At 71.9% G+C, this 23744-nt stretch carries 24 protein-coding genes; 19 read left to right on the forward strand and 5 right to left on the reverse strand.

All coding sequences use genetic code 11. The features are described 5' to 3' along the window. Window positions 1-68: 68 nt before the first annotated feature. The 9 genes from infC (at window position 69) to KLO01_RS15175 (ending at window position 9500) form a co-directional block, all read left to right on the forward strand. The gene (gene infC, locus KLO01_RS17445) at window positions 69-938 is read left to right on the forward strand and encodes a translation initiation factor IF-3 (protein ID WP_246136245.1); all 870 of its coding nucleotides are present in this window, start codon (window positions 69-71) and stop codon (window positions 936-938) included. A 67-nt stretch (window positions 939-1005) separates the two neighbouring features. Beyond that, on the forward strand, window positions 1006-1200 hold the full coding sequence (gene rpmI, locus KLO01_RS15140; protein WP_009775194.1) for a 50S ribosomal protein L35: 195 nt from the start codon (window positions 1006-1008) through the stop codon (window positions 1198-1200). Between the two features lie 42 nt (window positions 1201-1242). Next, window positions 1243-1632: a 50S ribosomal protein L20 gene (gene rplT / locus KLO01_RS15145; RefSeq protein ID WP_147066640.1), complete on the forward strand. Its 390-nt coding sequence runs from the start codon at window positions 1243-1245 to the stop codon at window positions 1630-1632. 46 nt (window positions 1633-1678) lie between these two features. Continuing rightward, a complete protein-coding gene (locus KLO01_RS15150) occupies window positions 1679-2473 on the forward strand; it encodes a TrmH family RNA methyltransferase (protein ID WP_147066642.1) in 795 nt (264 codons plus the stop codon). Window positions 2474-2490: 17 nt separating this feature from the next. Further along, entirely contained in the window at window positions 2491-3576 is a 1086-nt protein-coding gene (locus KLO01_RS15155; RefSeq protein ID WP_147066644.1) for a sensor histidine kinase, read from the forward strand. Between the two features lie 87 nt (window positions 3577-3663). Next, window positions 3664-4854, forward strand: a complete 1191-nt coding sequence (locus KLO01_RS15160; protein WP_147066646.1) for an MFS transporter — start codon at window positions 3664-3666, stop codon at window positions 4852-4854. A gap of 209 nt (window positions 4855-5063) precedes the next feature. Continuing rightward, window positions 5064-6158, forward strand: a complete 1095-nt coding sequence (gene pheS, locus KLO01_RS15165; protein ID WP_147066648.1) for a phenylalanine--tRNA ligase subunit alpha — start codon at window positions 5064-5066, stop codon at window positions 6156-6158. A gap of 64 nt (window positions 6159-6222) precedes the next feature. Continuing rightward, a complete protein-coding gene (gene pheT / locus KLO01_RS15170) occupies window positions 6223-8772 on the forward strand; it encodes a phenylalanine--tRNA ligase subunit beta (protein WP_147066650.1) in 2550 nt (849 codons plus the stop codon). Next, complete coding sequence (locus KLO01_RS15175; protein WP_147066652.1) at window positions 8769-9500, forward strand: SDR family oxidoreductase; 732 nt, start codon at window positions 8769-8771, stop codon at window positions 9498-9500. Before pheT ends, KLO01_RS15175 begins: the two co-directional genes overlap by 4 nt. 5 nt (window positions 9501-9505) lie before the next feature. Here the strand turns inward: KLO01_RS15175 and KLO01_RS15180 are convergent, their stop codons facing one another. The 3 genes from KLO01_RS15180 to KLO01_RS15190 are packed head-to-tail and all read right to left on the reverse strand — an operon-like array spanning window position 9506 to window position 11721. Continuing rightward, a complete protein-coding gene (locus KLO01_RS15180; RefSeq protein ID WP_147066655.1) occupies window positions 9506-10150 on the reverse strand; it encodes a hypothetical protein in 645 nt (214 codons plus the stop codon). A gap of 2 nt (window positions 10151-10152) precedes the next feature. Continuing rightward, complete coding sequence (locus tag KLO01_RS15185) at window positions 10153-10890, reverse strand: hypothetical protein (protein WP_147066657.1); 738 nt, start codon at window positions 10888-10890, stop codon at window positions 10153-10155. Between the two features lie 27 nt (window positions 10891-10917). After that, window positions 10918-11721: a hypothetical protein gene (locus KLO01_RS15190; RefSeq protein ID WP_147066659.1), complete on the reverse strand. Its 804-nt coding sequence runs from the start codon at window positions 11719-11721 to the stop codon at window positions 10918-10920. Window positions 11722-11850: 129 nt separating this feature from the next. On the opposite strand from KLO01_RS15190, the gene argC reads away from it, so the two are divergent. Genes argC through KLO01_RS15235 form a run of 9 tightly spaced genes read left to right on the forward strand, consistent with a single transcriptional unit; the run spans window position 11851 to window position 20196 of the window. Beyond that, a complete protein-coding gene (argC, locus tag KLO01_RS15195; RefSeq protein WP_147066661.1) occupies window positions 11851-12894 on the forward strand; it encodes an N-acetyl-gamma-glutamyl-phosphate reductase in 1044 nt (347 codons plus the stop codon). Between the two features lie 5 nt (window positions 12895-12899). Continuing rightward, window positions 12900-13307, forward strand: coding sequence for an ACT domain-containing protein (locus tag KLO01_RS15200; RefSeq protein WP_246136250.1), 408 nt, complete (start codon window positions 12900-12902; stop codon window positions 13305-13307). After that, a complete protein-coding gene (argJ, locus tag KLO01_RS15205; RefSeq protein WP_147066663.1) occupies window positions 13304-14455 on the forward strand; it encodes a bifunctional glutamate N-acetyltransferase/amino-acid acetyltransferase ArgJ in 1152 nt (383 codons plus the stop codon). The genes KLO01_RS15200 and argJ overlap by 4 nt, the downstream gene beginning before the upstream one ends. Window positions 14456-14465: 10 nt before the next feature. Then, window positions 14466-15350 carry an acetylglutamate kinase gene (gene argB / locus KLO01_RS15210; RefSeq protein WP_147066665.1) on the forward strand — a complete coding sequence of 295 codons (885 nt, stop codon included), beginning with the start codon at window positions 14466-14468 and terminating at the stop codon, window positions 15348-15350. Continuing rightward, entirely contained in the window at window positions 15347-16624 is a 1278-nt protein-coding gene (locus tag KLO01_RS15215) for an acetylornithine transaminase (protein ID WP_147066667.1), read from the forward strand. Before argB ends, KLO01_RS15215 begins: the two co-directional genes overlap by 4 nt. Further along, entirely contained in the window at window positions 16621-17637 is a 1017-nt protein-coding gene (gene argF, locus KLO01_RS15220) for an ornithine carbamoyltransferase (protein ID WP_246136246.1), read from the forward strand. Before KLO01_RS15215 ends, argF begins: the two co-directional genes overlap by 4 nt. Beyond that, window positions 17634-18137, forward strand: a complete 504-nt coding sequence (locus KLO01_RS15225; protein ID WP_147066669.1) for an arginine repressor — start codon at window positions 17634-17636, stop codon at window positions 18135-18137. Before argF ends, KLO01_RS15225 begins: the two co-directional genes overlap by 4 nt. Beyond that, window positions 18134-19585: an argininosuccinate lyase gene (gene argH / locus KLO01_RS15230; RefSeq protein ID WP_147066671.1), complete on the forward strand. Its 1452-nt coding sequence runs from the start codon at window positions 18134-18136 to the stop codon at window positions 19583-19585. Before KLO01_RS15225 ends, argH begins: the two co-directional genes overlap by 4 nt. Then, on the forward strand, window positions 19582-20196 hold the full coding sequence (locus KLO01_RS15235) for a DNA-3-methyladenine glycosylase (RefSeq protein ID WP_147066673.1): 615 nt from the start codon (window positions 19582-19584) through the stop codon (window positions 20194-20196). The genes argH and KLO01_RS15235 overlap by 4 nt, the downstream gene beginning before the upstream one ends. Here KLO01_RS15235 and KLO01_RS15240 read toward each other — a convergent pair. Next, window positions 20174-21190, reverse strand: coding sequence for an adenosine deaminase (locus KLO01_RS15240; RefSeq protein WP_147066675.1), 1017 nt, complete (start codon window positions 21188-21190; stop codon window positions 20174-20176). The two genes, KLO01_RS15235 and KLO01_RS15240, sit on opposite strands and share 23 nt — an antisense overlap. Window positions 21191-21203: 13 nt before the next feature. Then, complete coding sequence (locus KLO01_RS15245; protein WP_147066677.1) at window positions 21204-22103, reverse strand: aminoglycoside phosphotransferase family protein; 900 nt, start codon at window positions 22101-22103, stop codon at window positions 21204-21206. 65 nt (window positions 22104-22168) lie between these two features. On the opposite strand from KLO01_RS15245, the gene tyrS reads away from it, so the two are divergent. Continuing rightward, the gene (gene tyrS / locus KLO01_RS15250) at window positions 22169-23428 is read left to right on the forward strand and encodes a tyrosine--tRNA ligase (RefSeq protein ID WP_147066679.1); all 1260 of its coding nucleotides are present in this window, start codon (window positions 22169-22171) and stop codon (window positions 23426-23428) included. Window positions 23429-23744: the final 316 nt, after the last annotated feature.

The raw sequence follows: 23744 nt of genomic DNA on the forward strand, positions 1-23744 counted from the left end.
GGTCGTGAGTCGTGGGGCTGCTACTGTTGGCGGCTGACCGGCTGTGTCCCTCGGGGCACGGTGCGCAAGTGAAGCTCGCTTCCACCCGCGAGGACCTCAGGGTCGCCGGGTTCTCCATCTCGGTCACGGCATCCGTGTATGCCGTGGACGGCCGACATGGTCGGATGTGGGGCTTCTCGTGCGCAGCGCGAGGAGCCTCTTCTCATGTCCGGGCACGAGCACAGACCAGTGTTTCCGTCCAGAAGGAGTTCGACATCAGCGAGCCTCGCATCAACGACCGCATCCGGGTTCCGGAGGTGCGGTTGGTTGGCCCCAACGGCGAGCAGGTCGGCATCGTCCGCGTCGAGGATGCCCTGCGCCTCGCCGCCGAGGCAGACCTCGACCTGGTCGAGGTGGCCCCGATGGCCAAGCCTCCCGTCGCCAAGCTCATGGACTTCGGCAAGTACAAGTACGAAGCCGCCATGAAGGCCCGAGAAGCGCGCAAGAACCAGGTCAACACGGTCATCAAGGAGATCAAGCTCCGCCCGAAGATCGACCCGCACGACTACGCCACCAAGAAGGGGCACGTCGTCCGGTTCCTCGGTGGCGGTGACAAGGTCAAGGTGACCATCATGTTCCGCGGTCGCGAGCAGTCGCGCCCCGAGCTCGGCTACCGCCTCCTCCAGAAGCTGGCCGAGGACGTCATCGAACTGGGCACCGTCGAATCGGCGCCCAAGCAGGACGGGCGCAACATGATCATGGTGCTGGCCCCGACCAAGAAGAAGTCCGAGGCTCGCGCCGAGCAGCGTCGCAAGAAGGATGACGCCGTCGTGGCGACCGAGGCCCCCGCCGAGGCAGCGACCGAGTCCGACGTCGCGACCGAGGCGGCCCCCGAGGCTCCGGCCGAGGCGCCCGCAGCGAAGGCCGACAAGGCCGACGAGGCCGTCGCCGCCGAGTAGGCGTCGACCCCAAGTTTTCCCGCAAGCAGCACCACAGCAGCACCGACAGCGAAGGAGATCGGCAGCCATGCCGAAGAACAAGACCCACAGCGGCACCAAGAAGCGCTTCCGCGTCACCGGTTCCGGCAAGGTCATGCGCGAGCAGGCCGGTCACGTCCACAAGTTCCACGAGAAGACCCCCCAGAAGGCCCGCGCCCTCTCCAAGGACGTCCTCGTTTCCAAGGCCGACGTCAAGAAGGTCAAGAAGCTCCTCGGCATCTGAGCCGAACCCCCCGAACGTCCAAGAACAGCAAGGAGTACTCACGTGGCACGCGTGAAGCGGGCGGTCAACGCCCACAAGAAGCGCCGGGTCGTCCTCGAGCGCGCGAGCGGTTACCGCGGTCAGCGGTCCCGTCTCTACCGCAAGGCCAAGGAGCAGGTCACCCACTCGCTCGGCTATGCCTACCGCGACCGTCGCGCCCGCAAGGGTGACTTCCGTCGTCTGTGGATCCAGCGCATCAACGCTGCGGCCCGCGCCAACGGCATGACCTACAACCGTCTCATCCAGGGCCTCAAGGCCGCTGAGATCGAGGTCGACCGTCGCATGCTCGCCGAGCTCGCGGTCAACGACGAGGCCGCCTTCGCCGCCCTCGTCGAGATCGCCAAGGCCAACGTGCCTGCGCAGCAGCCGGTCGCCGAGAAGGCGTCCGCCTGAGCCACCTCCGGGCGCACCTCCGCGTCCTCGTAGCGCCGGGAGAGCCGTGCTGACCAACGTCCGATCCGATCGGGTCAAGTCAGTGCGATCGCTCTCCCGGCGCTCGGTGCGTGAGCGGACCGGTCGCTTCGTCGTCGACGGCCCGCAGGGTGTGCGCGAGGCGATCCGGTATGCCGCGGCGCGCGTCGACGACCTCTACGTCACCTCCGCGGCCCTCGAGCGGCACGACGAGATCGTCCAGGCCGCACTCGAGGCCGAGATCCGCGTGCACGAGACCGACGACGCCGTGCTCGAGGCGATGTCCGACACCGAGTCGCCGCAGGGCCTGCTCGCCGTCGTGGCGGCCGAGGCCGCGACGCTCGACGACGTCCTCGCCGGCAGCCCCCGGCTGCTCGTCCTGCTCTCCCACGTGCGCGACCCGGGCAACGCCGGGACCGTGATCCGTGGCGCCGACGCGTTCGGCGCCGACGCGGTGCTCGTCACCGAGGGGTCGGTCGACGTGCTCGCCCCCAAGGTCGTGCGCTCGACGGTGGGCTCGATCTTCCACCTGCCCGTCGTCACCGGGCTCGACGTCGAGGCGACGCTGGGCGCCCTGGCGAGCCACGGCATACGGACGTTCGCAGCCGACGGAGTCGGCGACACGCTCCTGCCCGACGTCGACGTGAGCCGACCGCACGCCTGGGTCATGGGCAACGAGGCGTGGGGCCTGCCGGTCGAGGTCCGCGACCGCTGCGACGAGGTCGTGCGCGTCCCGATCTCGGAGCGGGTCGAGTCGCTCAACCTCGCGATGGCCGCCACGGTGTGCCTCGCGGCGTCGTCGGGGGCGACTCGACGCGTCTGACGTGATGGGATGAGGCCATGGACCAGCAGGTACCCGAAGAGCCCGTCCTCACCGTCTCGCACTCGGCCGCCTCGTCGGCGGCCGAGATGCTGCCCGACGGCCTCATCGCGGCGGACTCCGAGGGCATCGTCTCCTCGGTGAACCAGCGCGCCGAGCAGATGCTCGGACGGCGCGCCGCGGAGCTCGTCGGGCACGACATCCGCGAGGTCCTGCCCCTCGAGACCCGCAACGGTGAGTCGTGGTGGGCGATGACCGACCCGTGGAACGGCCTGCGCACGCGCACCGGCCACCGCGAGAAGCTGCTCCAGCTCCCCGACGGGATCGAGCTGCTCATCACCGCGCGCTACCTGCGCGCCGGACGGGCCGGGCCCCTGGGCGCGATCCTGCTCTCGCTGCGCGACGCCGAGGCGCGGCGGCGGGCCGAGCTCGACCACGCCGCCCTCATCTCGACGATCGCGCACGAGCTGCGTTCGCCGCTCACGGGCGTCAAGGGCTTCACCTCGACGCTGCGCCGGCGCTGGGACCAGTTCAGCGAGGAGCAGCGGCTGACGATGCTCGAGGCGATCGACGCCGACGCCGACCGGCTCACTCGGCTCATCACCGACCTGCTCGACGTGTCGCGGATCGACTCCGGCCGGCTGCGGATCCACGAGGTCCCGCTGCCCACACGTGACATCTTCGAGCACCACGTGAAGCGCCACGTGGCCGCAGGCCAGGACGAGCAGGACTTCACGATCACCGTCGGCGAGGGCGCCGAGGAGATCTTCGCCGACGCCGACCGGCTCGACCAGGTCCTGTCCAACCTCCTCGAGAACGCCGTGCGGCACCGCGCCAAGAACGTCACCCTTGAGGCGTCACCGTGGTCGGGGCCGACCGGGCCCGGCGTCATGATCAGCGTGAGCGACGACGGCACCGGCATCCCGGCCGAGCAGCGCCGGGCGGTGTTCAGCCGGTTCTGGCACGGCCCGAGCGGCGGGGGCACGGGCTTGGGCCTCTACATCGTCAGGGGTGTCGTCGAGGTCCACGGCGGATGGGCCGAGATCGACGACGCACCCGGTGGCGGCGCGGTCGTGCGCGCGTTCTTCCCGGCCGAACCCTCCTGACGCGGACCGCCCCGGCACGCTCCCACCGGACGACCTAGGCTGCTCCCCGGTGCCGTCCGGCGCCAGGGGATCGAAGAGGGGTGCCAGGTGTCCGTCGTGTCGATCGCGCCCTACCGGGCCGCGCTCGCCAGCCCGGGTCTGAAGTCGGCGCTCCTGCTCGGTGCCTTCGTCCGGATCCCGGTCTTCTCGGCCGGTGTGCTGCTCACCGTGCACGTCGTCACCACCCTGGGGAAGTCGTATGCCGCGGCCGGCTTCCTCGCGGCCGTCGCCACCGTGGCCATCGCGGTGAGCGGACCGTGGCGCGGCCGCCTGCTCGACCGGGTCGGGCTGCGGCGGGTGGTGCTGCCCTCGACGCTCGTGGCGCTCGGGTGCTGGTCGGTCGCGCCGTGGGTGGGCTACCTTCCGCTGCTCGTCCTCGCGGCCGTCGCCGGGCTGTTCGTCATCCCGACCTTCTCGATCATCCGCCAAGCGGTCATCGCGGCCGTCCCGACGACCGAGCGCAGGACCGCAATCTCGCTCGACGCCGTCGCCGTCGAGCTGTCGTTCATCGTCGGCCCGGCGGCCTCGATCTGGGCCGCGTCGCACTGGGACACGCGGTGGGTCCTCTTCACGATCCAGATGCTCGGCGTCGTCGGTGGCGTGACGCTCTGGCTCGTCGACCCGGTGCTGCGCTCCGAGAGCGAGGACGCCGACGAGGCGGCGAGACCACGCCGCTCGGACTGGTTCGGGCTGCCCTTCGTCGCGGTGTGCCTCGCCGCCTCGTGCGCGACCTTCGTGCTGTCGGGCACCGACCTCGGCATCGTCGCGCGGATGCGGGAGCTCGACCAGCCCACCGCGATCGGTCTCGTCCTCGCCCTCTGGGGGCTCGGCTCACTCGTGGGCGCCCTCGTCTACGGCGGGCTGAGCCGGCCGATCTCCACGTTCTGGCTGCTGGGCGTGCTCGCGCTGGTCACGCTGCCGATGGCCATGGCAGGCGGGGCCCTCGCCCTGGGCGGGCTGGGCTTCGTCGCGGGGCTGCTCTGCGCACCGACGATCACCGCGAGCATCGACCAGGCGACCCGGATGGTCCCCGCCTCGGCGCGTGGTGAGGCCATGGGCTGGCACGGCTCCGCCCTGACCCTCGGTGGTGCGCTGGGCGCGCCGTTCGCCGGTCTGGCCATCGACCGCGTCGGGGCCGGCGGCGGCTTCGTGGCGCCGGCCCTCGTGGGACTCGTCGTGGCCGTCCTGGGCGCCGTCGCGGCGCAAACCCGACGGCGTCGCCGAGCGCCTGCGCGATAGGCTGGACCCATGTCGTCCGCCCCCGGCCCCCGCACTCCCCGTGCCGTGCGCCGATTTACCGTGCCCTCGGGTGCGATGACGCCTGCCTGAGCCCTCGTGCACCGGGCGCCCGGCGTCCGCCGCACAGCCCGAGGGCGCCGCGACCTCCCAGAGACGTCCCAGCCTTCCCCGGCGCGAGTGAGTCGCGCCCCGCGACGAGAGTGGAACCCATGTCAGGACCCAACACGAACTTCGACCCGGTCGAGGTCGCGGCGCTCGACCCCGAGCACGTGGAGTCGGCCGTCACCAGCGCCCTCGACGCCGTGGCCGCCGCGAGCTCCCTCGACGAGCTCAAGACGCTGCGGGCGACGCACACCGGTGACAAGTCGGCCCTCGCCCTCGCCAACCGCGAGATCGGCGCCCTGCCGCCCAGCGCCAAGGCCGAGGCCGGCAAGCGCGTCGGCCAGGCGCGTGGTCGCGTCAACGCCGCCTTCGCCGCGCGTCAGGTCGAGCTCGAGGCCGAGCGCGACGAGCGCATCCTCACCGAGGAGGCCGTGGACGTCACGTTGCCCACGGGCCGCCGCCCGCTCGGTCGCCGGCACCCGATCGAGCTCATGTCGCAGCGCATCGCCGACCTCTTCGTCGGCATGGGCTGGGAGATCGCCGAGGGCCCCGAGATCGAGGCCGAGTGGTTCAACTTCGACGCCCTGAACTTCGACGCCGACCACCCCGCGCGCCAGATGCAGGACACGTTCTACGTCGACCCGCCCGAGGACGGCCTCGTCCTGCGCACGCACACGTCGCCGGTGCAGGCGCGCACGCTGCTCGACCGCGGGGTGCCCGTCTACGTCGCCGCGATCGGTCGGGTCTTCCGCACCGACGAGCTCGACGCGACGCACATGCCCGCCTTCCACCAGGTCGAGGGCCTCGCCGTCGACGAGGGCATCACCATGGCGCACCTCAAGGGCACGCTCGACCGCCTGGCGAGCGAGCTCTTCGGTGACGGCATCACCACCCGCCTGCGCCCGTCGTTCTTCCCGTTCACCGAGCCGAGTGCCGAGATGGACCTCCGCTGCTTCGTGTGCCGCGGCGAGGACCCGGACTGTCGCGCCTGCAAGGGCACCGGCTGGATCGAGTGGGGCGGCTGCGGGATGGTCAACCGCAACGTCCTCACCGCCTGTGGCGTCGACCCCGACCGCTACACCGGCTTCGCCTTCGGCATGGGCATCGACCGCGCGCTGATGTTCCGCTCGGGTGTGAGCGACATGCGCGACATGATCGAGGGCGACGTGCGCTTCGACGCCCAGTTCGGACTGGAGATCTGATGGCCGCCACCGCTGTCCCCGCACCCCGCCCGGGTGCCCCCGTTCCCGCCGGCATGGAGATCTGATGCGCATTCCCGTCGAATGGCTCCGCGAGTACGTCGCGGTCCCCAAGGACGCCCGTGGTCTGCAGATCGCGGCCGACCTCGTCAGCGTGGGGCTCGAGGAGGAGGGGCTGCACACCGGCGGTGTCACCGGCCCGCTCGTCGTCGGCCGCGTCCTCACCCGCGAGCCCGAGCCGCAGAAGAACGGCAAGACGATCAACTGGTGCACCGTCGACGTCGGCGACGCCAACGGCACCGGTGAGCCGCAAGGGATCGTCTGCGGTGCCCACAACTTCGAGGTCGACGACCTCGTCGTCGTCATCCTGCCCGGTGGCGTGCTCACGACGCCGCAGGGACCGCTCGAGGTCAGCGCCCGCAAGACCTACGGCCACGTGTCGGCCGGGATGATCTGCTCCGAGCGCGAGCTCGGCATCGGTGACGACCACGACGGCATCCTCGTCCTCACCCGCAAGTTCGCCGGCGACGACGCGCTCCTGGCTCGGCTCACCCCGGGCACGGACGCGATCCCGCTGCTGGGCCTGGACCGCGAGACCGTCGAGGTCAACGTCACCCCTGACCGCGGCTACTGCTTCTCGGTGCGTGGTGTGGCCCGCGAGTACGGCCACGCGACCGGGGCCACCTTCACCGACCCGGTGACGGCCCTCGACGCCGCTGCCCCCCAGCCCACGACGGGAGGCTTCCCGGTCGAGCTGCGCGACGAGGCGCCGATCCGCGGGCGCGACGGCTGCGACCGCTACGTCGCGCGGGTCGTGCGCGACATCGACGTCACGGCACCCACCCCGCCGTGGATGGCGGCCCGGCTCACCGAGGCTGGCATGCGGCCGATCTCGCTGCCGGTCGACGTCACCAACTACGTCATGCTCGGTCTCGGCCAGCCCCTGCACGCCTTCGACCTCGCCTCGCTCGAGGCCCCGATCGTCGTGCGGCGCGCCCGCGCGGGGGAGCGGCTCACCACTCTCGACGCCACGGACCGGGCCCTCGACACCGGAGACCTGCTCATCACCGACCGCGGAGGCGAGCGGCCCGTCGCCATCGCCGGCGTCATGGGTGGCGCCGAGACCGAGGTGGGCGCCGGGACGCGCGACGTGCTCATCGAGGCGGCACACTTCGAGCCGGTGAGCATCGCCCGCTCCGCCCGCCGGCACAAGCTGCCGTCCGAGGCGTCGCGCCGCTTCGAGCGCGGTGTCGACACCGCCCTCGCGACAGCCGCCGCCCAGCTCGCGGTCGATCTGCTCGTCGAGCACGGCGGAGGCGTCGCCGACACCGAGGTGACCGACGTCGGCTCCCCGGCCGCACCGGCACCCGTCTCGATGCCGGTCTCGTTCCCCTCGCGCATCATCGGCGTCGACTACCCGGAGTCCGAGATCGTCACGATCCTCGAGGCGATCGGGTGCACCGTCACGCGTGACGCCGACGTCCTCACCGTCGTCCCGCCGACCTGGCGGCCCGACCTCACCACCGCGGCTGACCTCGTCGAGGAGGTCGCGCGCATCCACGGCTACGACGCCATCCCCTCGGTGATCCCCACGCCCCCCGGTGGGTCCGGCCTCACCCACGGCCAGCGCGTCCGGCGGATCGTCGCCGACGTGCTCGCGGGCCAGGGGCTGTCGGAGGTGTGGAGCGCGCCGTTCGTCGGCGCCGACCGCTACACCGCACTCGGGCTCGACGCCGACGCCGAGGTGGCTCGCTCCGTCCGTCTGGCCAACCCGCTCTCGGACGAGCAGCCCCTCATGCGCACGCGCCTCCTGGCGACGATGGTCGACGCCCTGCGCCGCAACGTCGCCCGCGGCAGCCGCGACGTCGGCCTGTTCGAGGTGGGCCTGGTCGTCGACCTGGACGGGGAGCAGCGGTCCGCGCCGACCGAGGACGTCGGCATCCGCCCGTCCGACGAGACCCTGGCCGCCATCCGGGCCGCGGTGCCGGCCCAGCCGCGCCACGTGGCCTTCCTGCTCGCGGGCGACCGCGACCGCGCCGGCTGGTGGGGCGCGGGACGCAGGGCCGACGTCACCGACGTCATCGAGCTCGCGCGCGTCCTCGGTGAGGCGCTCGGGGTCGCGGTCACGACGGTGGCCGACACGGTGGCGCCCTTCCACCCCGGCCGGTGCGCGCGCGTCGAGCTCGAGGACGGGACCGTGCTGGGCCACGTCGGCGAGCTGCACCCCAAGGCCGTCGCCGGCCTGGGCCTGCCGGCCCGGACCGTCGGTGGTGAGCTGGACCTCGACGTGCTCACCCGCGCGGCCGAGCCACCGGTGCTGGCTCGCACGCTGACGACCTTCCCGATGGCCCAGAGCGACGTCGCGCTCGTCGTCGACGACTCGGTGACCGCAGCGGCGGTCGAGTCGGCCCTGCGCGACGGCGCCGGACCGTCGCTGGAGTCGGTGTCGCTGTTCGACGTCTACCACGGCGACCAGCTCGAGGCGGGGCGCAAGTCGCTGGCCTACCGCCTCACCTTCCGGGCGCCCGACCGGACGCTGACGACCGAGGAGGTCTCCGGCCTGCGGGACTCGGCCGTCGCGGCCGCCGCCTCACGCACCGGAGCGGTCCAGCGGTGACCACGCCCGTCGCGGTCGTCACCGGGGCCTCGCGAGGGATCGGGGCCCACCTCGCCGACGCCCTCGAGAAGGACGGGTATGCCGTGGAGCGCGGTTCGCGCTCCACGGCCGAGGTCACGGACCGCGAGGCGGTTCAGGCCTGGGTGGCCGACATCGTCGAGCGTCACGGCCGGATCGACCTGCTCGTCAACAACGCCGGGGTCATCGACGCCGAGATCCCGCTCGTCGACAGCGACCCCGACGAGTGGTGGCGGACGGTCGAGACCAATGTGCGCGGTCCCTACCTCATGACCCGTGCGGTGCTCCCGCACCTGGCCCGGGGCACCGGTCGCATCGTCAACCTCAACTCCGGCGCGGCGTACCGCAACGTCGACGCGGCGACGGCATACAACCTCAGCAAGGGCGCCCTCGCGCGCCTCACCTCGCAGCTCGGGCTGGGGGAGGGGCGCACCGCGCTCGTCTTCGACCTCGCGCCGGGTGTCGTGCGGACCGACATGACGCTGGCGATGACGATGCACCGCGGCCGGACCGAGTGGACCTCACCGACCGAGGTGAGCGACCTGCTGCTCGCCATCGCGCACGGTGACCTCGACGCGTGGAGCGGCCGCATGGTTCGGGCCGGCACGGACACCGTCGAGTCCCTCCGGGCGCGCGCGGCTGCGGGGCTGGGCGAGACGGACCGGACGCTCGGGCTCGTGCCCTGGGGCCAGGACGACCCGCTGCGCTGAGCTCGTCAGCTGCCGTTGACGCGGAGCAGGGCGAGCACCGCGTCGTCGAGGGCCGCTCGCAGCCGGAGGCAGGACCCCCACAGGAGGTAGGCCTCGGGCCTGCTGCCAGGTGGCCAGCCGCTGACGTCCCCCGGGTCGGACTCCGACACCTCGAGGACCGACCGGGTGTCGTGGGGGTCGACCGGCGGCCACGGACCGACGCAGGTGCGAGCCCGCGCGACGAGCTGGACGGCATACCCGCCGTCCTTCTCCTGCGACCATCGGGCCACCTCCGCGGGTGTCGTGGAGGCGAGGTCGGCGACCGACTCGACACCGCGCCTCGACAACTGGGCGGTCCAGCGGGCGCCGACGCCACGCAGCGCCCGGACCGACAGCGACCCGACGAGACCGGCGACGCCGCCCGGGTCGGGAGCCGGCCCCTCGCCCGGAGCGGTCGACTGCTCCCGCACGAGGCCCGACGGACGCATGACGACCTCGGCCTGCCAGACGATGTCCTCCCAGGGGGTCGTGTCCGTGGCGGGTCGTGACCCGATGCGCCCGACGACCCGCTCGACGGTGAGCACGCCGGCGGCGTCCATCGCCCGGAGCGCCCCCGCGACGCCGGCGTCGGCCTCGCGGGCCACGAGGGCGGCCAGCTCTGCAGGGCCCACCGTCAGGCCTCGGTCCGGAAGCGGATCTCGATCTCGCCGAAGACGTCGGCGCGCTCGTTCGGTGTGCCGGGTTCCGTCGTCGTGACCGGAGGGCGGACGTGCAGCCTGAGGTCACGGATCCCGTCGAGGACCTCGGGCCTGAGGATGGTCGCGCGCGGACCGACGAGGTCCCCGATCCGGCCCGCGGGCAGCCCGCCGAGCACGGCCCGGGTGACCGCGGGCGTGAGCCCCGATGTTGCCGACCGGGCGGGGGTGGGGTCGGCTGCCGCGCGACGCACGGTGGTGAACGCGAGCTTCGCCCGGAGCGTGCCGCCGTCGACGAGCACGCGGGGGACTCCTCGACGCCGCACCTCCTGGACCGACTCGAGGTGACGTCGGGCGAGGAACAGCGCGACGGCGTTGCGGATGGTGCCGACGTCGCCACTGGAGAGACCGCCGTCCCGTGCCGGCACCTTCAGGTCGAGCTCGGCGAGCACCTCGGGGCTGGGAGTGGGGCCACCGACCACCACGGTCGAGCCACCCTTGCCGTCGGGGAAGAGCTCGACGAGGGTGAGGTCGACCATGCCCCCGGTGATCGACGTCGCGGCCACCTCCTCCGGGGTGACCCCTGCGGCGGCGTCGAGCGCCCGCAGGCGGTCCTCCTGGCTGGCGTGGGACGCGACGATCGAGTCGAGGGTCTCCACCAGGAGGACCGCCACGAACTCCGCGAACCCCACGTCGGACACATCGCTGTCAGGCATGGCTCAGGCTCCTTCGGGGTCGAGGCGTCAGGGGGTGTCGAGCGGCAGGTAGTCGGTCTTGAAGTTGATCTTCACGCCACCGGTGATGGTGACGTCGACCCCCGAGCTCGAGCCGCTCGCGGTGTTGCTCGTGCTGACGTTGACGGACGTGTAGGCCGTGCTCGCCGACGCCTTGACCCATGCCGACAGGATGCTTCCCGTCTGCGCGTTGGCCTTGAACTGGAACTGCTGGCTCGAGTAGCGGCTCGAGTTGTTGCGCAGGAAGTCCGAGCCGTACGAGTGGAAGTTCAGACCGGTCTCGATGGTGCCGTCGGTGACGACCAGGCGCAGCATGCCGAGCTTGACCATCTCCTTGAGCAGCGTGTACTTGTTCGCCGCCACGCGCTGCGCGACGGCCTCGCGGAGCGTGTCGATCGCCTTGTCGTCGAGGTTGCCGGCCTTGGCGGCCTTGTCGTTGGACACGGCGTTGGTGGCGGGGTCGGTGATGGTGAGCGCGGTGTTGATGGCCGACGCCTCGTCCGCGCTGAGCTTGCCGCCGGCGGTGACCGCCGTCGGGCTGTCGCTCGTCGCCGGCGTCTCGGTGTTGCGGGGCGCGATGGCCGTGAGGACCTGCATGATCTCGCCGGGACCGATGTCGTCCTTGGTCTCGTTGACGTAGGTCGTGAGTGACTTGCTCGTGGCCTGCAGCAGCTCGATGAAGGCCTGCTGCTGGCGGAGGTTGGAGGCGACGAGAGTGTCGAAGACATCGCTCACGAGCTTGGTCGTGAACTCGACGAACCCGATCTCCCCCAGGCGCGTCGCGGCACCGATGGCGTCGTTGACACCGGACATGGTTGTTCTCCCTCGTGACAGGACATCCGCCCAGTGCGGTGTCGCAACGGGGAGGAGGGGCCGCAGCGGCGCCCTGATACCGCTCGGACGAAATTGCATACAGTTGTGACCGCGTGCAAGACTATGCACATGCTGAGAGTCGCAGTCGCCGGAGCGAGCGGGTACGCCGGAGGCGAGGTCCTGCGATGGCTGCTCGGGCACCCCGAGATCGAGGTCGGCGCGGTGACGGCCGGTGGCAACGCCGGGGCCGGTCTCGGCACGATCCACCCGCACCTCTTCGGTCTCGCCGACCGCGTGCTCCAGGAGACGACACCCGAGGTGCTCGGGGGGCACGACGCCGTCGTGCTCGCCCTCCCGCACGGTCACTCCGCCGCGGTCGCCTCCGCACTCGACGACGACGTCGTGGTCGTCGACTGCGGTGCCGACTTCCGCCTGCGCGACGAGTCCGCGTGGACGACGTTCTACGACACCCCGTATGCCGGGTCGTGGGCCTACGGTCTTCCCGAGCTGCCGCTCGTCGGGGGAGCGAGGGGTCGTGACTCCCTCGCCGGTACCCGCCGCGTCGCCGTGCCCGGGTGCTACCCGACCGCGGTGTCGTTGGCCCTGGCCCCCGGCCTCGCCGCCGGCGTCATCGAGCCCGACGACGTCGTGGTCGTGGCTGCCTCGGGCACCTCCGGAGCCGGCAAGGTGCTCAAGCCGCACCTGCTCGGGTCCGAAGTCATGGGGTCGATGTCGCCCTACGGCGTCGGCGGCGTGCACCGGCACACCCCCGAGATCGAGCAGAACCTCACGGCCGCGGCCGGCGCCCCCGTGACCGTCTCGTTCACCCCCACCCTCGCCCCGATGCCTCGTGGCATCCTCGCGACCTGCACCGCCCGAGCAGCCCACGGGGTCACGGCGGAGTCGGTCCGGGATGCCTGGCGGACGGCATACGAGCACGAGACCTTCGTCCACGTCCTCGAGGAGGGCGCGTGGCCGACGACGTCCGCGGTCGTCGGCAGCAACCACGTCACCGTCCAGGTCGCGCTCGACGAGCGCACCGGGCGCGTCGTCGCCGTCGCGGCGGTCGACAACCTCGCCAAGGGCACGGCCGGCGCTGCCGTCCAGTGCCTCAACCTCACCGCCGGCCTGCCCGAGGCGACCGGCCTCCTCGGATCGGGGGTGGCGCCGTGAGCGCCATGCCGCTGCACCTCATGACCCACCCCGAGCCCCTCGTCGTGGCACGCCTCGACGGTGGCTCCGAACCCGTCTGGGACTGGACGCCGGGGCCGTTCGCGTCCCTGACGCGGACCCCCAACGAGACGTCGGTCGTCTGCCTCGCCGAGCTCGTGCCCGACGGAGTCCTCACAGAGGGGCCGTTCCGCGGCGTCGAGGTCGCCGGACCGCTGGCGTTCGAGGCCGTCGGTGTCATGGCAGAGATCCTCGCGCCGCTGGTGAGCGCGGGCATCAGCGTGCTCGCCATGTCGACCTTCGACACCGACTGGGTCCTCGTCCCCGAGCAGCACATCACCACGGCGTCCGAGGCGTGGCGCAAGGCCGGCCTCATCGTCACGCCGACGGTCCTCACCGGCCGGGGCGACCGGTGAGCGTCACCTCGGCGCAGGGCTTCCGGGCCGCCGGCGCCACGGCCGGGCTCAAGGCGTCGGGCTCGAGCGACGTCGCCCTCGTGGTCAACGACGGGCCCGACCACCACGTTGCCGCCGTCTTCACGTCCAACCGGGTCGAGGCCGCGCCGGTGACCTGGTCGCGGCAGGCCGTGAGCGACGGACGGGCGGATGCCGTCTTCCTCAACTCCGGTGGCGCCAACGCCTGCACGGGTGCCCGGGGCTTCCAGGACACGCACCGCACGGCCGAGCTCGTCGCCACCACGTTGGGCTGCAGCGCACTCGACGTCGTCGTGTGCTCGACCGGGCTCATCGGCGAGTTCCTGCCGATGGAGCGGATCGAGGCGGGGGTCGGACTCACCGCCGAGGCCCTGGCGACGGACGGTGCGGACGATGCGGCCCGCGCGATCATGACGACGGACTCGGTCCCGAAGCAGGCGACCGTCTCGCGCGACGGCTGGTCCGTCGGCGGGATGGCCAAGGGAGCGGGCATGCTGGCGCCGGGTCTGGCCACCATGCTCTGCGTCGTCACCACCGACGTCGTCACCGATGCCGCGACCCTCGACGCCGCCCTCAGGACGGCCACCGCCTCGACGTTCGACCGGGTCGACTCCGACGGCTGCATGTCGACCAACGACACCGTCGTCCTCCTCGCCTCCGGCGCCTCGGGCGTGCAGGCCGACGCCGACGAGGTGACCGCGGCCGTCACCGAGGTCTGCGCCTCGCTGGCCCGCCAGCTCGTCGCCGACGCCGAGGGCGCCAGCCACGACATCGCGGTCGAGGTGCGTTCTGCCGCAACCGAGCTCGAGGCCGTCGAGGTCGCCCGGTCGGTGACGCGGAGCAACCTCTTCAAGGCGGCCATCTTCGGCAAGGACCCCAACTGGGGTCGTGTGCTGGCCGCGGTCGGCACGACCGACGCCGCCTTCGACCCCACGACGATCGACGTCGCGGTCAACGGGGTGCAGGTCTGTCGCTCGTCGTCGGTGGGGGACGACCGCGACCTGGTCGACCTCGAGCCACGTGAGGTCCGCGTCGTCATCGACCTCCACGCCGGGGACGCCACCGCCACCGTGTGGACGAACGACCTCACCCACGAGTACGTCCACGAGAACTCCGCCTACAGCACGTGAGGACCCACCCGTGACCGACGAAGTGAACCGGCTCAAGGCGCGCACCCTCGTCGAGGCCCTGCCCTGGCTCGAGGAGTTCCGGGGTGCGCTCGTCGTCGTCAAGTACGGCGGCAACGCCATGGTCGACGACGAGCTCAAGCTCGCCTTCGCGCAGGACATCGCGTTCCTGCGCTACGTCGGCCTGCGCCCTGTCGTCGTCCACGGTGGTGGGCCGCAGATCAAGGCGATGCTCGACCGGCTCGGGCTCGAGAGCGAGTTCAAGGCAGGTCTGCGTGTCACGACCCCCGAGGTCATGGACGTCGTCCGCATGGTCCTCACCGGGCAGGTGGGACGTGAGCTCGTCGGCCTGCTCAACCAGCACGGACCGCTCGCCGTCGGGCTCTCCGGAGAGGACGGCGCGCTCTTCGGCGCGCGCCGCCGCGGGGTCGTCGTCGACGGCGTCGAGGTGGACCTCGGGCTCGTCGGCGACGTCGTGTCCGTCAACACCCAGGCCGTGGTCGACCTCCTCGAGGCCGGCCGCATCCCCGTGGTGTCGACGATCGCCCCAGACCTCGACCACGAGGGCCAGGTCCTCAACGTCAACGCCGACACCGCCGCCGCAGCCCTGGCCGTCGCCCTCGGCGCCCGCAAGTTCGTCGTCCTCACGGACGTCGAGGGCGTGTATGCCGCGTGGCCCGACCGGTCCTCGCTCCTCTCGACCCTGCCCCTGAGCCAGGCGCGCGAGCTCCTGACGCGCGTCGACGCCGGGATGATCCCCAAGCTCGAGGCCTGCATCCGCGCGGTCGAGGACGGCGTCCCCCAGGCCCACGTCATCGACGGCCGCGAACCCCACTCGCTGCTCCTCGAGGTCTTCACCTCGGAGGGCATCGGCACCCTCATCGAGGAGGACGCATGAATGCACCCCACGAAGTTCTTCCCCCGCTTCGCTCCTCCGATACTTCGCGGGGACCCCGCACGAACGCCCCCGAAGGCTCGAGCTCACAGGCCGAGCTGCTCGACCGCTACGCACACTCGCTCATCCCCGTCTTCGGGACGCCCCAGCTCGTCCTCGAGCGGGGTGACGGCGCCTGGGTGTGGGACACCGACGGCAAGCGGTACCTCGACCTCGTGGGCGGCATCGCCGTCAACGCGCTCGGACACAACCACCCTGCCCTCGTCGCCGCGGTCTCGAAGCAGGTCGCCGAGATGGCGCACATCTCCAACTTCTACACGTCGCGTGCGCAGATCGAGCTCGCCGAACGGGTGCTCGAGATCGCGGGTGCGCCCGCCGGCTCCGGCGTCTTCTTCGCCAACTCCGGGGCCGAGGCCGTCGAGGGTGCGATCAAGCTGTCGCGCCGCACCGGCCGGACCGGCCTCGTCGCTGCGGAGGGTGCGTTCCACGGACGGACGACCGGCGCACTGGCGCTCACCTCCAAGGCCGCCTATCGCGACCCGTTCGCCCCGCTCATCCCCGACGTCACGCACGTGCCCTACAACGACAACGAGGCCCTGCGCGCCGCAGTCACCACCGAGACCGCAGCGGTGGTCCTCGAGCCCGTCCAGGGCGAGGCGGGAGCGATCGTCGCGGACCCGGCATACCTGCGTGCCGCCCGCGAGCTGACCACGGCGGCAGGAGCGCTGCTCGTCATCGACGAGGTCCAGACCGGGATCGGCCGCACCGGCGACTGGTTCGGCTTCCAGGAGAGTGGGATCGTGCCCGACGCGATCACCCTCGCCAAGGGACTCGGCGGAGGACTGCCGGTCGGCGCGCTCGTGACGTTCGGCCCCGACGTCACCGGGCTCCTCACCGCAGGCCAGCACGGCTCGACGTTCAGCGGCAACCCGCTCGTCGCGGCGGCCGGGCTCAGCGTGCTCTCGACCATCGAGGCCGAGGGCCTGCTGGACCACGTCGTGCAGATGGGCGAGCACCTCGTCGGCGCCGTGGCCGCTCTCGGCCACCCCGACATCGAGGGGGTCCGCGGGCGTGGGCTGCTCCGCGCGGTCGTGCTGCGCTCCGAGCTGTCGTCCGGCATCGCCTCCGCTGCCCGTGAGGCCGGCTTCCTCGTCAACCCCGTCGCGCCCGACGCCATCCGGCTCGTGCCACCACTCGTCGTCACCCGCGAGGAGCTCGACCTCTTCGTGGCCGCGCTGCCCTCGCTCATCGCCACCGCCAAGGAGCCGACCCCATGATCACCCCACAAAGTTCTCCCCCGCTTCGCTCCTCCGATACTTCGCGGGGACCCCGATCGACCACCACCCCCAGGCACTTCCTCCGGGACGACGACGTCACCCCGGCCGAGCAGGCCGAGATCCTCGAGCGCGCGGCCGCCATCAAGGCGCGTCCGTTCAGCGACCGCTGCCTCGAGGGCCCCGAGGTCGTCGCGGTGCTCTTCGACAAGCAGACGCTGCGCACCCAGGTCTCGTTCGCCGCGGCGATCTCGCACCTCGGCGGGTTCCCGCTCGTCATCGACGGCAAGCTCGCCCAGGTGGGTGTGCGTGAGTCGATCGCCGACGTCGCCCGCGTCCTGACCCGCGAGGCCAAGGCCATCGTCTGGCGCACCTACGGCCAGGAGCGCATCGAGGAGATGGCCGCGCACTCCAGCGTCCCCGTCGTCAACGCGCTCACCGACGAGTTCCACCCCTGCCAGATCCTCGCCGACCTCCTGACGATCAAGGAGCACAAGGGCACGCTCGCCGGGCTGACCTTCGCCTACGTCGGTGACGGCGCCAACAACATGAGCCACAGCTACCTGCTCGGCATGGCGACCTCTGGCCTGCACGTCCGGATCGGCACGCCCGCGGGCTACCAGCCCTCACCAACGCTGCTCGCGCGCGCCGCCGAGATCGCGGCGACGACCGGTGGGTCGGTCACCGTGGTCGAGGACCCGGCGGAGGCCGTGACCGGGGCCGACGTCGTCGCCACCGACACGTGGGTCTCCATGGGCTTCGAGAAGGAGAAGAAGTCCCGCCAGGGGTCGGCGAGCCCGTTCGCCCGCTACGCCGTGAGCGCCGAGCTCATGGCCCTCGCCAAGCCGGACGCGATCTTCCTGCACTGCCTCCCGGCCTACCGCGGGTTCGAGGTCGACGCCTCCGTCATCGACGGGCCGCAGTCGGTCGTGTGGGACGAGTCCGAGAACCGGCTGCACGCCCAGAAGGCCGTCCTGTCGTGGCTCATCGAGCGGAGCGGCGGGCAGCGCCGATGACCGTCTCGTCGAGCCGCACCGGCCGCCAGCGACGCATCGTCGAGATCCTCTCCAGCCGCCCGGTCCGGTCGCAGACCGAGCTGCTCGGCATCCTCGGCGAGGACGGCATCGACGTCACGCAGGCGACCCTGTCGCGCGACCTCGTCGACGTGGGTGCCGAGAAGGTCCGCGTCGGCAAGAACCTCGTGTATGCCGTGCCGGGCGAGGGCGGCGACCGCACCGTGCGCGTCGCTCCCGACGCGGAGGAGACCTCGAGCCGGCTGGCACAGCGGTGCCACGAGCTCCTCGTCTCGGCCGAGCAGTCGGCCAACCTCGTCGTCCTGCGGACCCCGCCCGGGGCGGCGAACTTCCTCGCCTCGGCCATCGACCACACGAGCGTCCCCGGGGTGGTCGGGACGATCGCGGGGGATGACACGATCATGGTCATCACGACAGGCACGGCGGCGTCGCGCAAGGTCGCCGCCCGACTCATGGGATACACCCGCAAGGAGAACGTGTGAGCACGACGGACGCCAACGAGCCGGCCCGGACCGGGCTGAGCCTGTGGGGAGGCCGCTTCAGCGGAGGCCCCGCCGACGCCCTCGCCGAGCTGTCGCGCTCCACGCACTTCGACTGGCGCCTGGCGCTGCACGACATCGCCGGGTCCCGCGCCCACGCCCGGGTGCTGCACGGCGCCGGGCTGCTCGCCGACGACGACCTCACCGCCATGCTCGACGCGCTGGCCCGGCTCGCGGCCGACGTCGAGTCGGGGGAGTTCGTGCCGGCCCCCGGCGACGAGGACGTCCACACGGCTCTCGAGCGCGGGCTCATCGAGCGGGCCGGGCCCGACGTCGGTGGCCGCCTGCGGGCCGGCCGCTCCCGCAACGACCAGGTCGCCACGCTCGTGCGCATGTACCTGCGCGAGCACGCACGCACCGTCGCCGGCCTCGTCGTCGACGTCGTCGACGCCCTCATCGCGCAGGCCGAGCGGCACCCGTCGGTCGCCATGCCGGGTCGCACGCACCTGCAGCACGCGCAACCGGTCCTGCTCGCCCACCACCTCCTCGCGCACGCGTGGCCGCTGCTGCGCGACGTCGAGCGGCTGCGCGACTGGGACGCCCGAGCGGCGCTGAGCCCCTACGGCTCCGGGGCCCTCGCCGGCAGCTCGCTCGGGCTCGACCCCGAGGCCGTCGCGGCGGACCTCGGCTTCGACGGGTCGGTCGAGAACTCCATCGACGGCACCGCCGCCCGCGACGTCGTCGCCGAGTTCGCCTTCGCGACGACGATGGTCGCGGTCGACCTCTCACGCATCGCCGAGGAGGTCATCCTCTGGGCGACCAAGGAGTTCGGCTTCGTCACGCTCGACGACTCGTACTCGACCGGGTCGAGCATCATGCCGCAGAAGAAGAACCCCGATGTTGCCGAGCTCGCCCGCGGCAAGGCCGGCCGCCTCGTGGGCAACCTCACCGGCCTGCTCACGACGCTCAAGGGCCTGCCGCTCGCCTACAACCGCGACCTCCAGGAGGACAAGGAGCCGGTGTTCGACTCGATCGACACCCTCGAGGTCCTCCTGCCCGCCTTCAGCGGGATGGTCGACACGATGGTGTTCGACACCGGGCGACTCGAGTCCCTCGCCCCCCAGGGCTTCTCGCTCGCGACCGACATCGCCGAGTGGCTCGTGCGCCAGGGTGTCCCGTTCCGGGTCGCGCACGAGGTCGCGGGGGAGTGCGTGCGGGTCTGCGAGTCGCGTGGCATCGAGCTCTGGGACCTCGACGACGACGACCTCGCCGGCATCTCCGAGCACCTGACGCCGGCGGTCCGCGACGTGCTCTCGGTCGAAGGCTCCTTGGCGTCGCGCGACGCCAAGGGCGGCACGGCGCCCCGACGGGTGGCCGAGCAGCTGACCCGGGCCGTGGGCCGGCGTGACGAGGCTCGTGCCTGGGCCGCCTCACTCCCCGAGATCCGGTGACCCTGGACCGGTCGTTCTTCGCTCGGCCGGCGCTGGTCGTGGCGCCCGAGCTGCTCGGGTGCACGATCGTCCATGGCGGCGTCACCGTGCGCCTCACCGAGGTCGAGGCGTATGCCGGTGAGGGCGCCGACCCGGGGTCGCATGCCTTCCGCGGGCGCACGCCGCGCACCGAGGTGATGTTCGGCGAGGCCGGGCACCTCTACGTCTACTTCAGCTACGGCATGCACTGGTGCGCGAACGCGGTGTGCGGCGACGAGGGCGAGGCCCAGGCCGTCCTGCTCCGCGCCGGTGAGGTCGTCGCGGGCCACGAGCTGGCAGCGGCCCGGCGCGCGGGCGTTCCGGAGCGGGACTGGGCCCGTGGTCCCGCGCGCCTGACGTCGACCCTGGCGATCGACCGGGCCCACGACGGTGTCGACGTCTGCGGTGACGGTCCGGTGCGCTTCGAGGCACCCGCCGTGCCGGTCGATCCCGGCTCCGTCCGCACGGGACCACGCGTCGGCGTGAGCGGCCCCGGTGGTGACGGGACGGCATACCCCTATCGGTTCTGGATCGAGGGGGAGCGGACGGTGAGCGCCTACCGGCCCGGCGTCATCCGCCGGCGTACGCGCTGATCTCGTCGCGGACGCGCCGCTTGACGTCGTCGGGGGCGTAGCTCACGTCCACGGCCGTCCTTGCGAGGTCGGCCAGACCGGACTCGTCGAGGTCGAGGAGGTCGGCGGCGATGGCGTACTCGCGGTTGAGGGTCGTGCCGAACATCGGCGGGTCGTCGCTGTTGACCGTGACGACCACGCCGGCGTCGCGCAGGGGGCGCAGAGGATGGTCCTCGAGCCGGTCGACGCACCGTGTCGCGATGTTCGAGGTCGGGCACACCTCGAGCGGGATGCGCTCTGCGACAAGGCGTTCGACCAGTCGTGGGTCGTCGATGGACCGGATTCCGTGGCCGATCCGCTCGGCACCGAGGGCGTCGAGCGCGTCCCACACGGACTGCGCGTCGGTCGACTCACCGGCGTGGGGGAGTGACCGGAGGCCGGCTGCACGCGCGCGGTCGAAGTGCGGCTTGAACTGAGGGCGCGGGACCTCGGGGCCCCCGAGCCCGAAGCCGATGAGCGACTCCGGCCCGTGGTCGATCGCGTAGCCGATCGTCGCGTCCGCGGAGTCGAGACCGGCCTCGCCGGGGATGTCGTAGACCCACCGCAGGACGATGCCGTGGTCGCGCTCCGCCGCCCGGCGCGCGTCCTCGATCGCCTCGGTGTAGGCCTCGATCGGGATGCCCATCCGCACGCTCGTGAACGGCGTCATCGTCAGCTCGGCGTAGCGGACCCGCTGTGCCGCAAGGCGTTCGGCGACCTCATAGGTCAGCAGGTGGATGTCCTCGGGCGTCCTCAGCAGCGACACGACGGCGAGGTAGACATCGATGAAGTGCGCGAAGTCCGAGAACGTGTAGAAGTCCCGCAACGCCTCGATGCCCTGCGGCACACCGGAGTCGGGGTGCCGCTCCGCCAGCCGCGCGACCGTCTCGGGCCGCGCGGACCCGACGTGGTGGACGTGGAGCTCTGCCTTCGGCAGCCCTGCGATGAAGTCGTCGTATGCCGTCCGCTCACCCATGTGCCGCAGTCTGTCAGTCGGACAGGACCTGGGTGACGGCACGGGCACCCAGCGGCGCCAGGGCGTGCCCGCGCGGCTCGTAGATCCAGTGGGCGATCCGGCCCTGGATGGCCGCGCACGCCCTGCCCCAGGCCCACGAGACGTCGTCGACCTCGAGCAGCGCGCGGAACCGCTCGCGACCCGGTCGGTCGAGGACCCACCACGCGGGGGTGAGGTCGGTCGCGGCGTACCCGGTCGTGAGGGTCCCGAAGTCCAGCAGGCCCACGAGGTCGTCACCCCGGGCGACGAGGTTGCCCGGGATGAGGTCGGCGTGGAGCAGGACCCGGGTGGGATCCGGCGTCCCGGCGGCCAGGGCCTCGTCGACGACCGCCCGCACGGGGGTGGCGTCGAGCGGTCCGGAGACGGCGTCCTCGCGCTGGTCGAGCCCCTCCGCCCTCTCGCTCAGGTGCCCGCCGCGTGCGCCGCGTGGCCAGTCCTCCTGCGGGACCTCGTCGAGGTCGACCGCCCTCAGAGCCGACAGGGTGGCCGCGAGGGTGTCGGCCCACCCCGCCGGCACGTCACCGGAGAGCACGCGCGCCGCCACGTCCTCGCCGTCGATCCAACGGTTGACCATCCAGGTGTGGGGATAGTCCTCGGTCGGGGTCCCGACGTGCTCGACCACGGGGACCTCGAGGGGCAGCCGCCCATGCAGCCGCGGCAGCCAGTCGACCTCCTTGCGCAGCCCGGTCTCGGCGTCCGCGTCGCGCGGCACCCGGACGAGCAGCTCCTCGCCGAGGCGGTAGGTCGTGTGCTCGGTGCCGGAGGTCGTCATCGCCCGGAGGGGCAGCCCCCGCCAGCGCGGGCACTGCCTGTCCACGAGGGAGCGCACGAGCTCGTCCGTCACGGGCGTCTCGCTGTCGAAGAGGGTGGGCATGCGCCACATCCCACACGGCGACGCGGTGCGGCGTCCACCGAGTTCGTCGTGGCAGGCTGACGTCCGTGAACGACATCCTTGCCGAGCTCCAGTGGCGCGGCCTCGTGGCGCAGACGACCGACGAGGGCGCGCTCCGCGACGCCCTGACCCGCGGGCCCATCACGGGCTACTGCGGGTTCGACCCCACGGCTCCCTCGCTGCACTTCGGCAACCTCGTGCAGCTCATCGTGCTGCGTCATCTCCAGCGGGCGGGGCACAGGGTCATCTGCCTCGTCGGGGGGTCGACCGGTCTCATCGGTGACCCGCGACCGAGCTCCGAACGCGTGCTCAAGACCAAGGAGCAGACTGCCGAGTGGGTGGGGCGCATCCAGCAGCAGGTGCAGCCGTTCCTCGACTTCGAGGGCGACAACCCGGCCGTGATGGTCAACAACCTCGACTGGACCGCGCCGATGTCGGCGCTCGACTTCCTGCGCGACATCGGCAAGCACTTCCGGGTCAACCAGATGGTCAAGAAGGACGCCGTCGCCGCACGGCTCAACTCCGACGAGGGCATCTCGTACACCGAGTTCAGCTACCAGATCCTCCAGGGGCTCGACTTCCTCGAGCTCTACCGCACCCACGGGTGCACGCTCCAGACCGGCGGGCAGGACCAGTGGGGCAACCTCACCGCCGGCTCCGACCTCATCCACAAGGTGGAGGGGGAGTCGGTCCACCTGCTCACGACGCCGCTCGTGACGGACGCCGCCGGCAACAAGTTCGGCAAGAGCGAGGGCAACGCCGTCTGGCTCTCGTCCGACATGACGAGTCCCTACGCCTTCTACCAGTACTGGCTCAACGTCGAGGACGCCTCGGTCGTCAAGCTCCTGCGGATCTTCACCGACCGCACGCAGGACGAGATCGCCGAGCTGGAGCGCCAGGTGGAGCACGAGCCGTTCCGGCGAGCGGCCCAGCGGACCCTGGCCGCGGACGTCACGACGCTCGTCCACGGGGCAGGGGCGACGGCATCGGTCCAGGCCGCCTCCGAGGCGCTGTTCGGCAAGGGTGACCTGGCCGCTCTCGACGCCCGCACGCTGGACGACGCGACGGCCGAGCTGCCCGGTGGTGAGGTGGCGCCTGGGATGACGATGACCGATGCCCTCGTGGCCGTCGGGCTGGTCGAGTCACGCAACGCCGCACGGCGTGCGATCGGCGACGGCGGAGCCTCGGTCAACGGCGAGAAGGTCACCGACCCGGAGTTCACGCTGTCCGACGAGCACTTCCTGCACGGCTCCGTGGCCATCCTGAGGCGCGGGCGCAAGTCGATGGCGGCTGGTCGACGCGCGTAAAGCGTTGTCGCACAGCCGTATCGGGCCCCTCCATGCCGCTCCAACGGCGACCGGAGGGGCCCGATTTGGTTTCTGGCGAGAACGTCCTCTAAGGTTCTCGATGTCAGCCCGAGAGGGAGGAACGGACACCACTGCGCAGGGCCCACGGCCCCGCACGAAGTAGGCCGGTCCCGGGGTTGGCCCCAACAGCTCGACACAGTGGCGACACTGTCGACGGCGTGGCGCCCACGAGGAGCCACGGTTGGGAGTGACCGACCGTCACGAACCAGCGGATGACGCGGGTTTGGAACGCGGCCCCAGGGCTGCTACGGTGGGC

The organism is Knoellia locipacati (assembly GCF_007992835.1).
GTDB lineage: Bacteria > Actinomycetota > Actinomycetes > Actinomycetales > Dermatophilaceae > Knoellia > Knoellia locipacati.

Excerpts from the sequence above, each read along its gene's own strand:
- rpmI (WP_009775194.1), top strand. The coding sequence starts at position 1,006 with ATGCCGAAGAACAAGACCCACAGCGGCACCAAGAAGCGCTTCCGCGTC.
- pheS (WP_147066648.1), top strand. The coding sequence starts at position 5,064 with ATGTCAGGACCCAACACGAACTTCGACCCGGTCGAGGTCGCGGCGCTC.
- KLO01_RS15225 (WP_147066669.1), top strand. The coding sequence starts at position 17,634 with ATGACCGTCTCGTCGAGCCGCACCGGCCGCCAGCGACGCATCGTCGAG.
- pheT (WP_147066650.1), top strand. The coding sequence starts at position 6,223 with ATGCGCATTCCCGTCGAATGGCTCCGCGAGTACGTCGCGGTCCCCAAG.
- argF (WP_246136246.1), top strand. The coding sequence starts at position 16,621 with ATGATCACCCCACAAAGTTCTCCCCCGCTTCGCTCCTCCGATACTTCG.
- argC (WP_147066661.1), top strand. The coding sequence starts at position 11,851 with ATGCTGAGAGTCGCAGTCGCCGGAGCGAGCGGGTACGCCGGAGGCGAG.
- KLO01_RS15245 (WP_147066677.1), bottom strand. The coding sequence starts at position 22,103 with ATGCCCACCCTCTTCGACAGCGAGACGCCCGTGACGGACGAGCTCGTG.
- KLO01_RS15200 (WP_246136250.1), top strand. The coding sequence starts at position 12,900 with ATGCCGCTGCACCTCATGACCCACCCCGAGCCCCTCGTCGTGGCACGC.
- KLO01_RS15240 (WP_147066675.1), bottom strand. The coding sequence starts at position 21,190 with ATGGGTGAGCGGACGGCATACGACGACTTCATCGCAGGGCTGCCGAAG.
- KLO01_RS15190 (WP_147066659.1), bottom strand. The coding sequence starts at position 11,721 with ATGTCCGGTGTCAACGACGCCATCGGTGCCGCGACGCGCCTGGGGGAG.
- KLO01_RS15155 (WP_147066644.1), top strand. The coding sequence starts at position 2,491 with ATGGACCAGCAGGTACCCGAAGAGCCCGTCCTCACCGTCTCGCACTCG.
- KLO01_RS15185 (WP_147066657.1), bottom strand. The coding sequence starts at position 10,890 with ATGCCTGACAGCGATGTGTCCGACGTGGGGTTCGCGGAGTTCGTGGCG.
- KLO01_RS15215 (WP_147066667.1), top strand. The coding sequence starts at position 15,347 with ATGAATGCACCCCACGAAGTTCTTCCCCCGCTTCGCTCCTCCGATACT.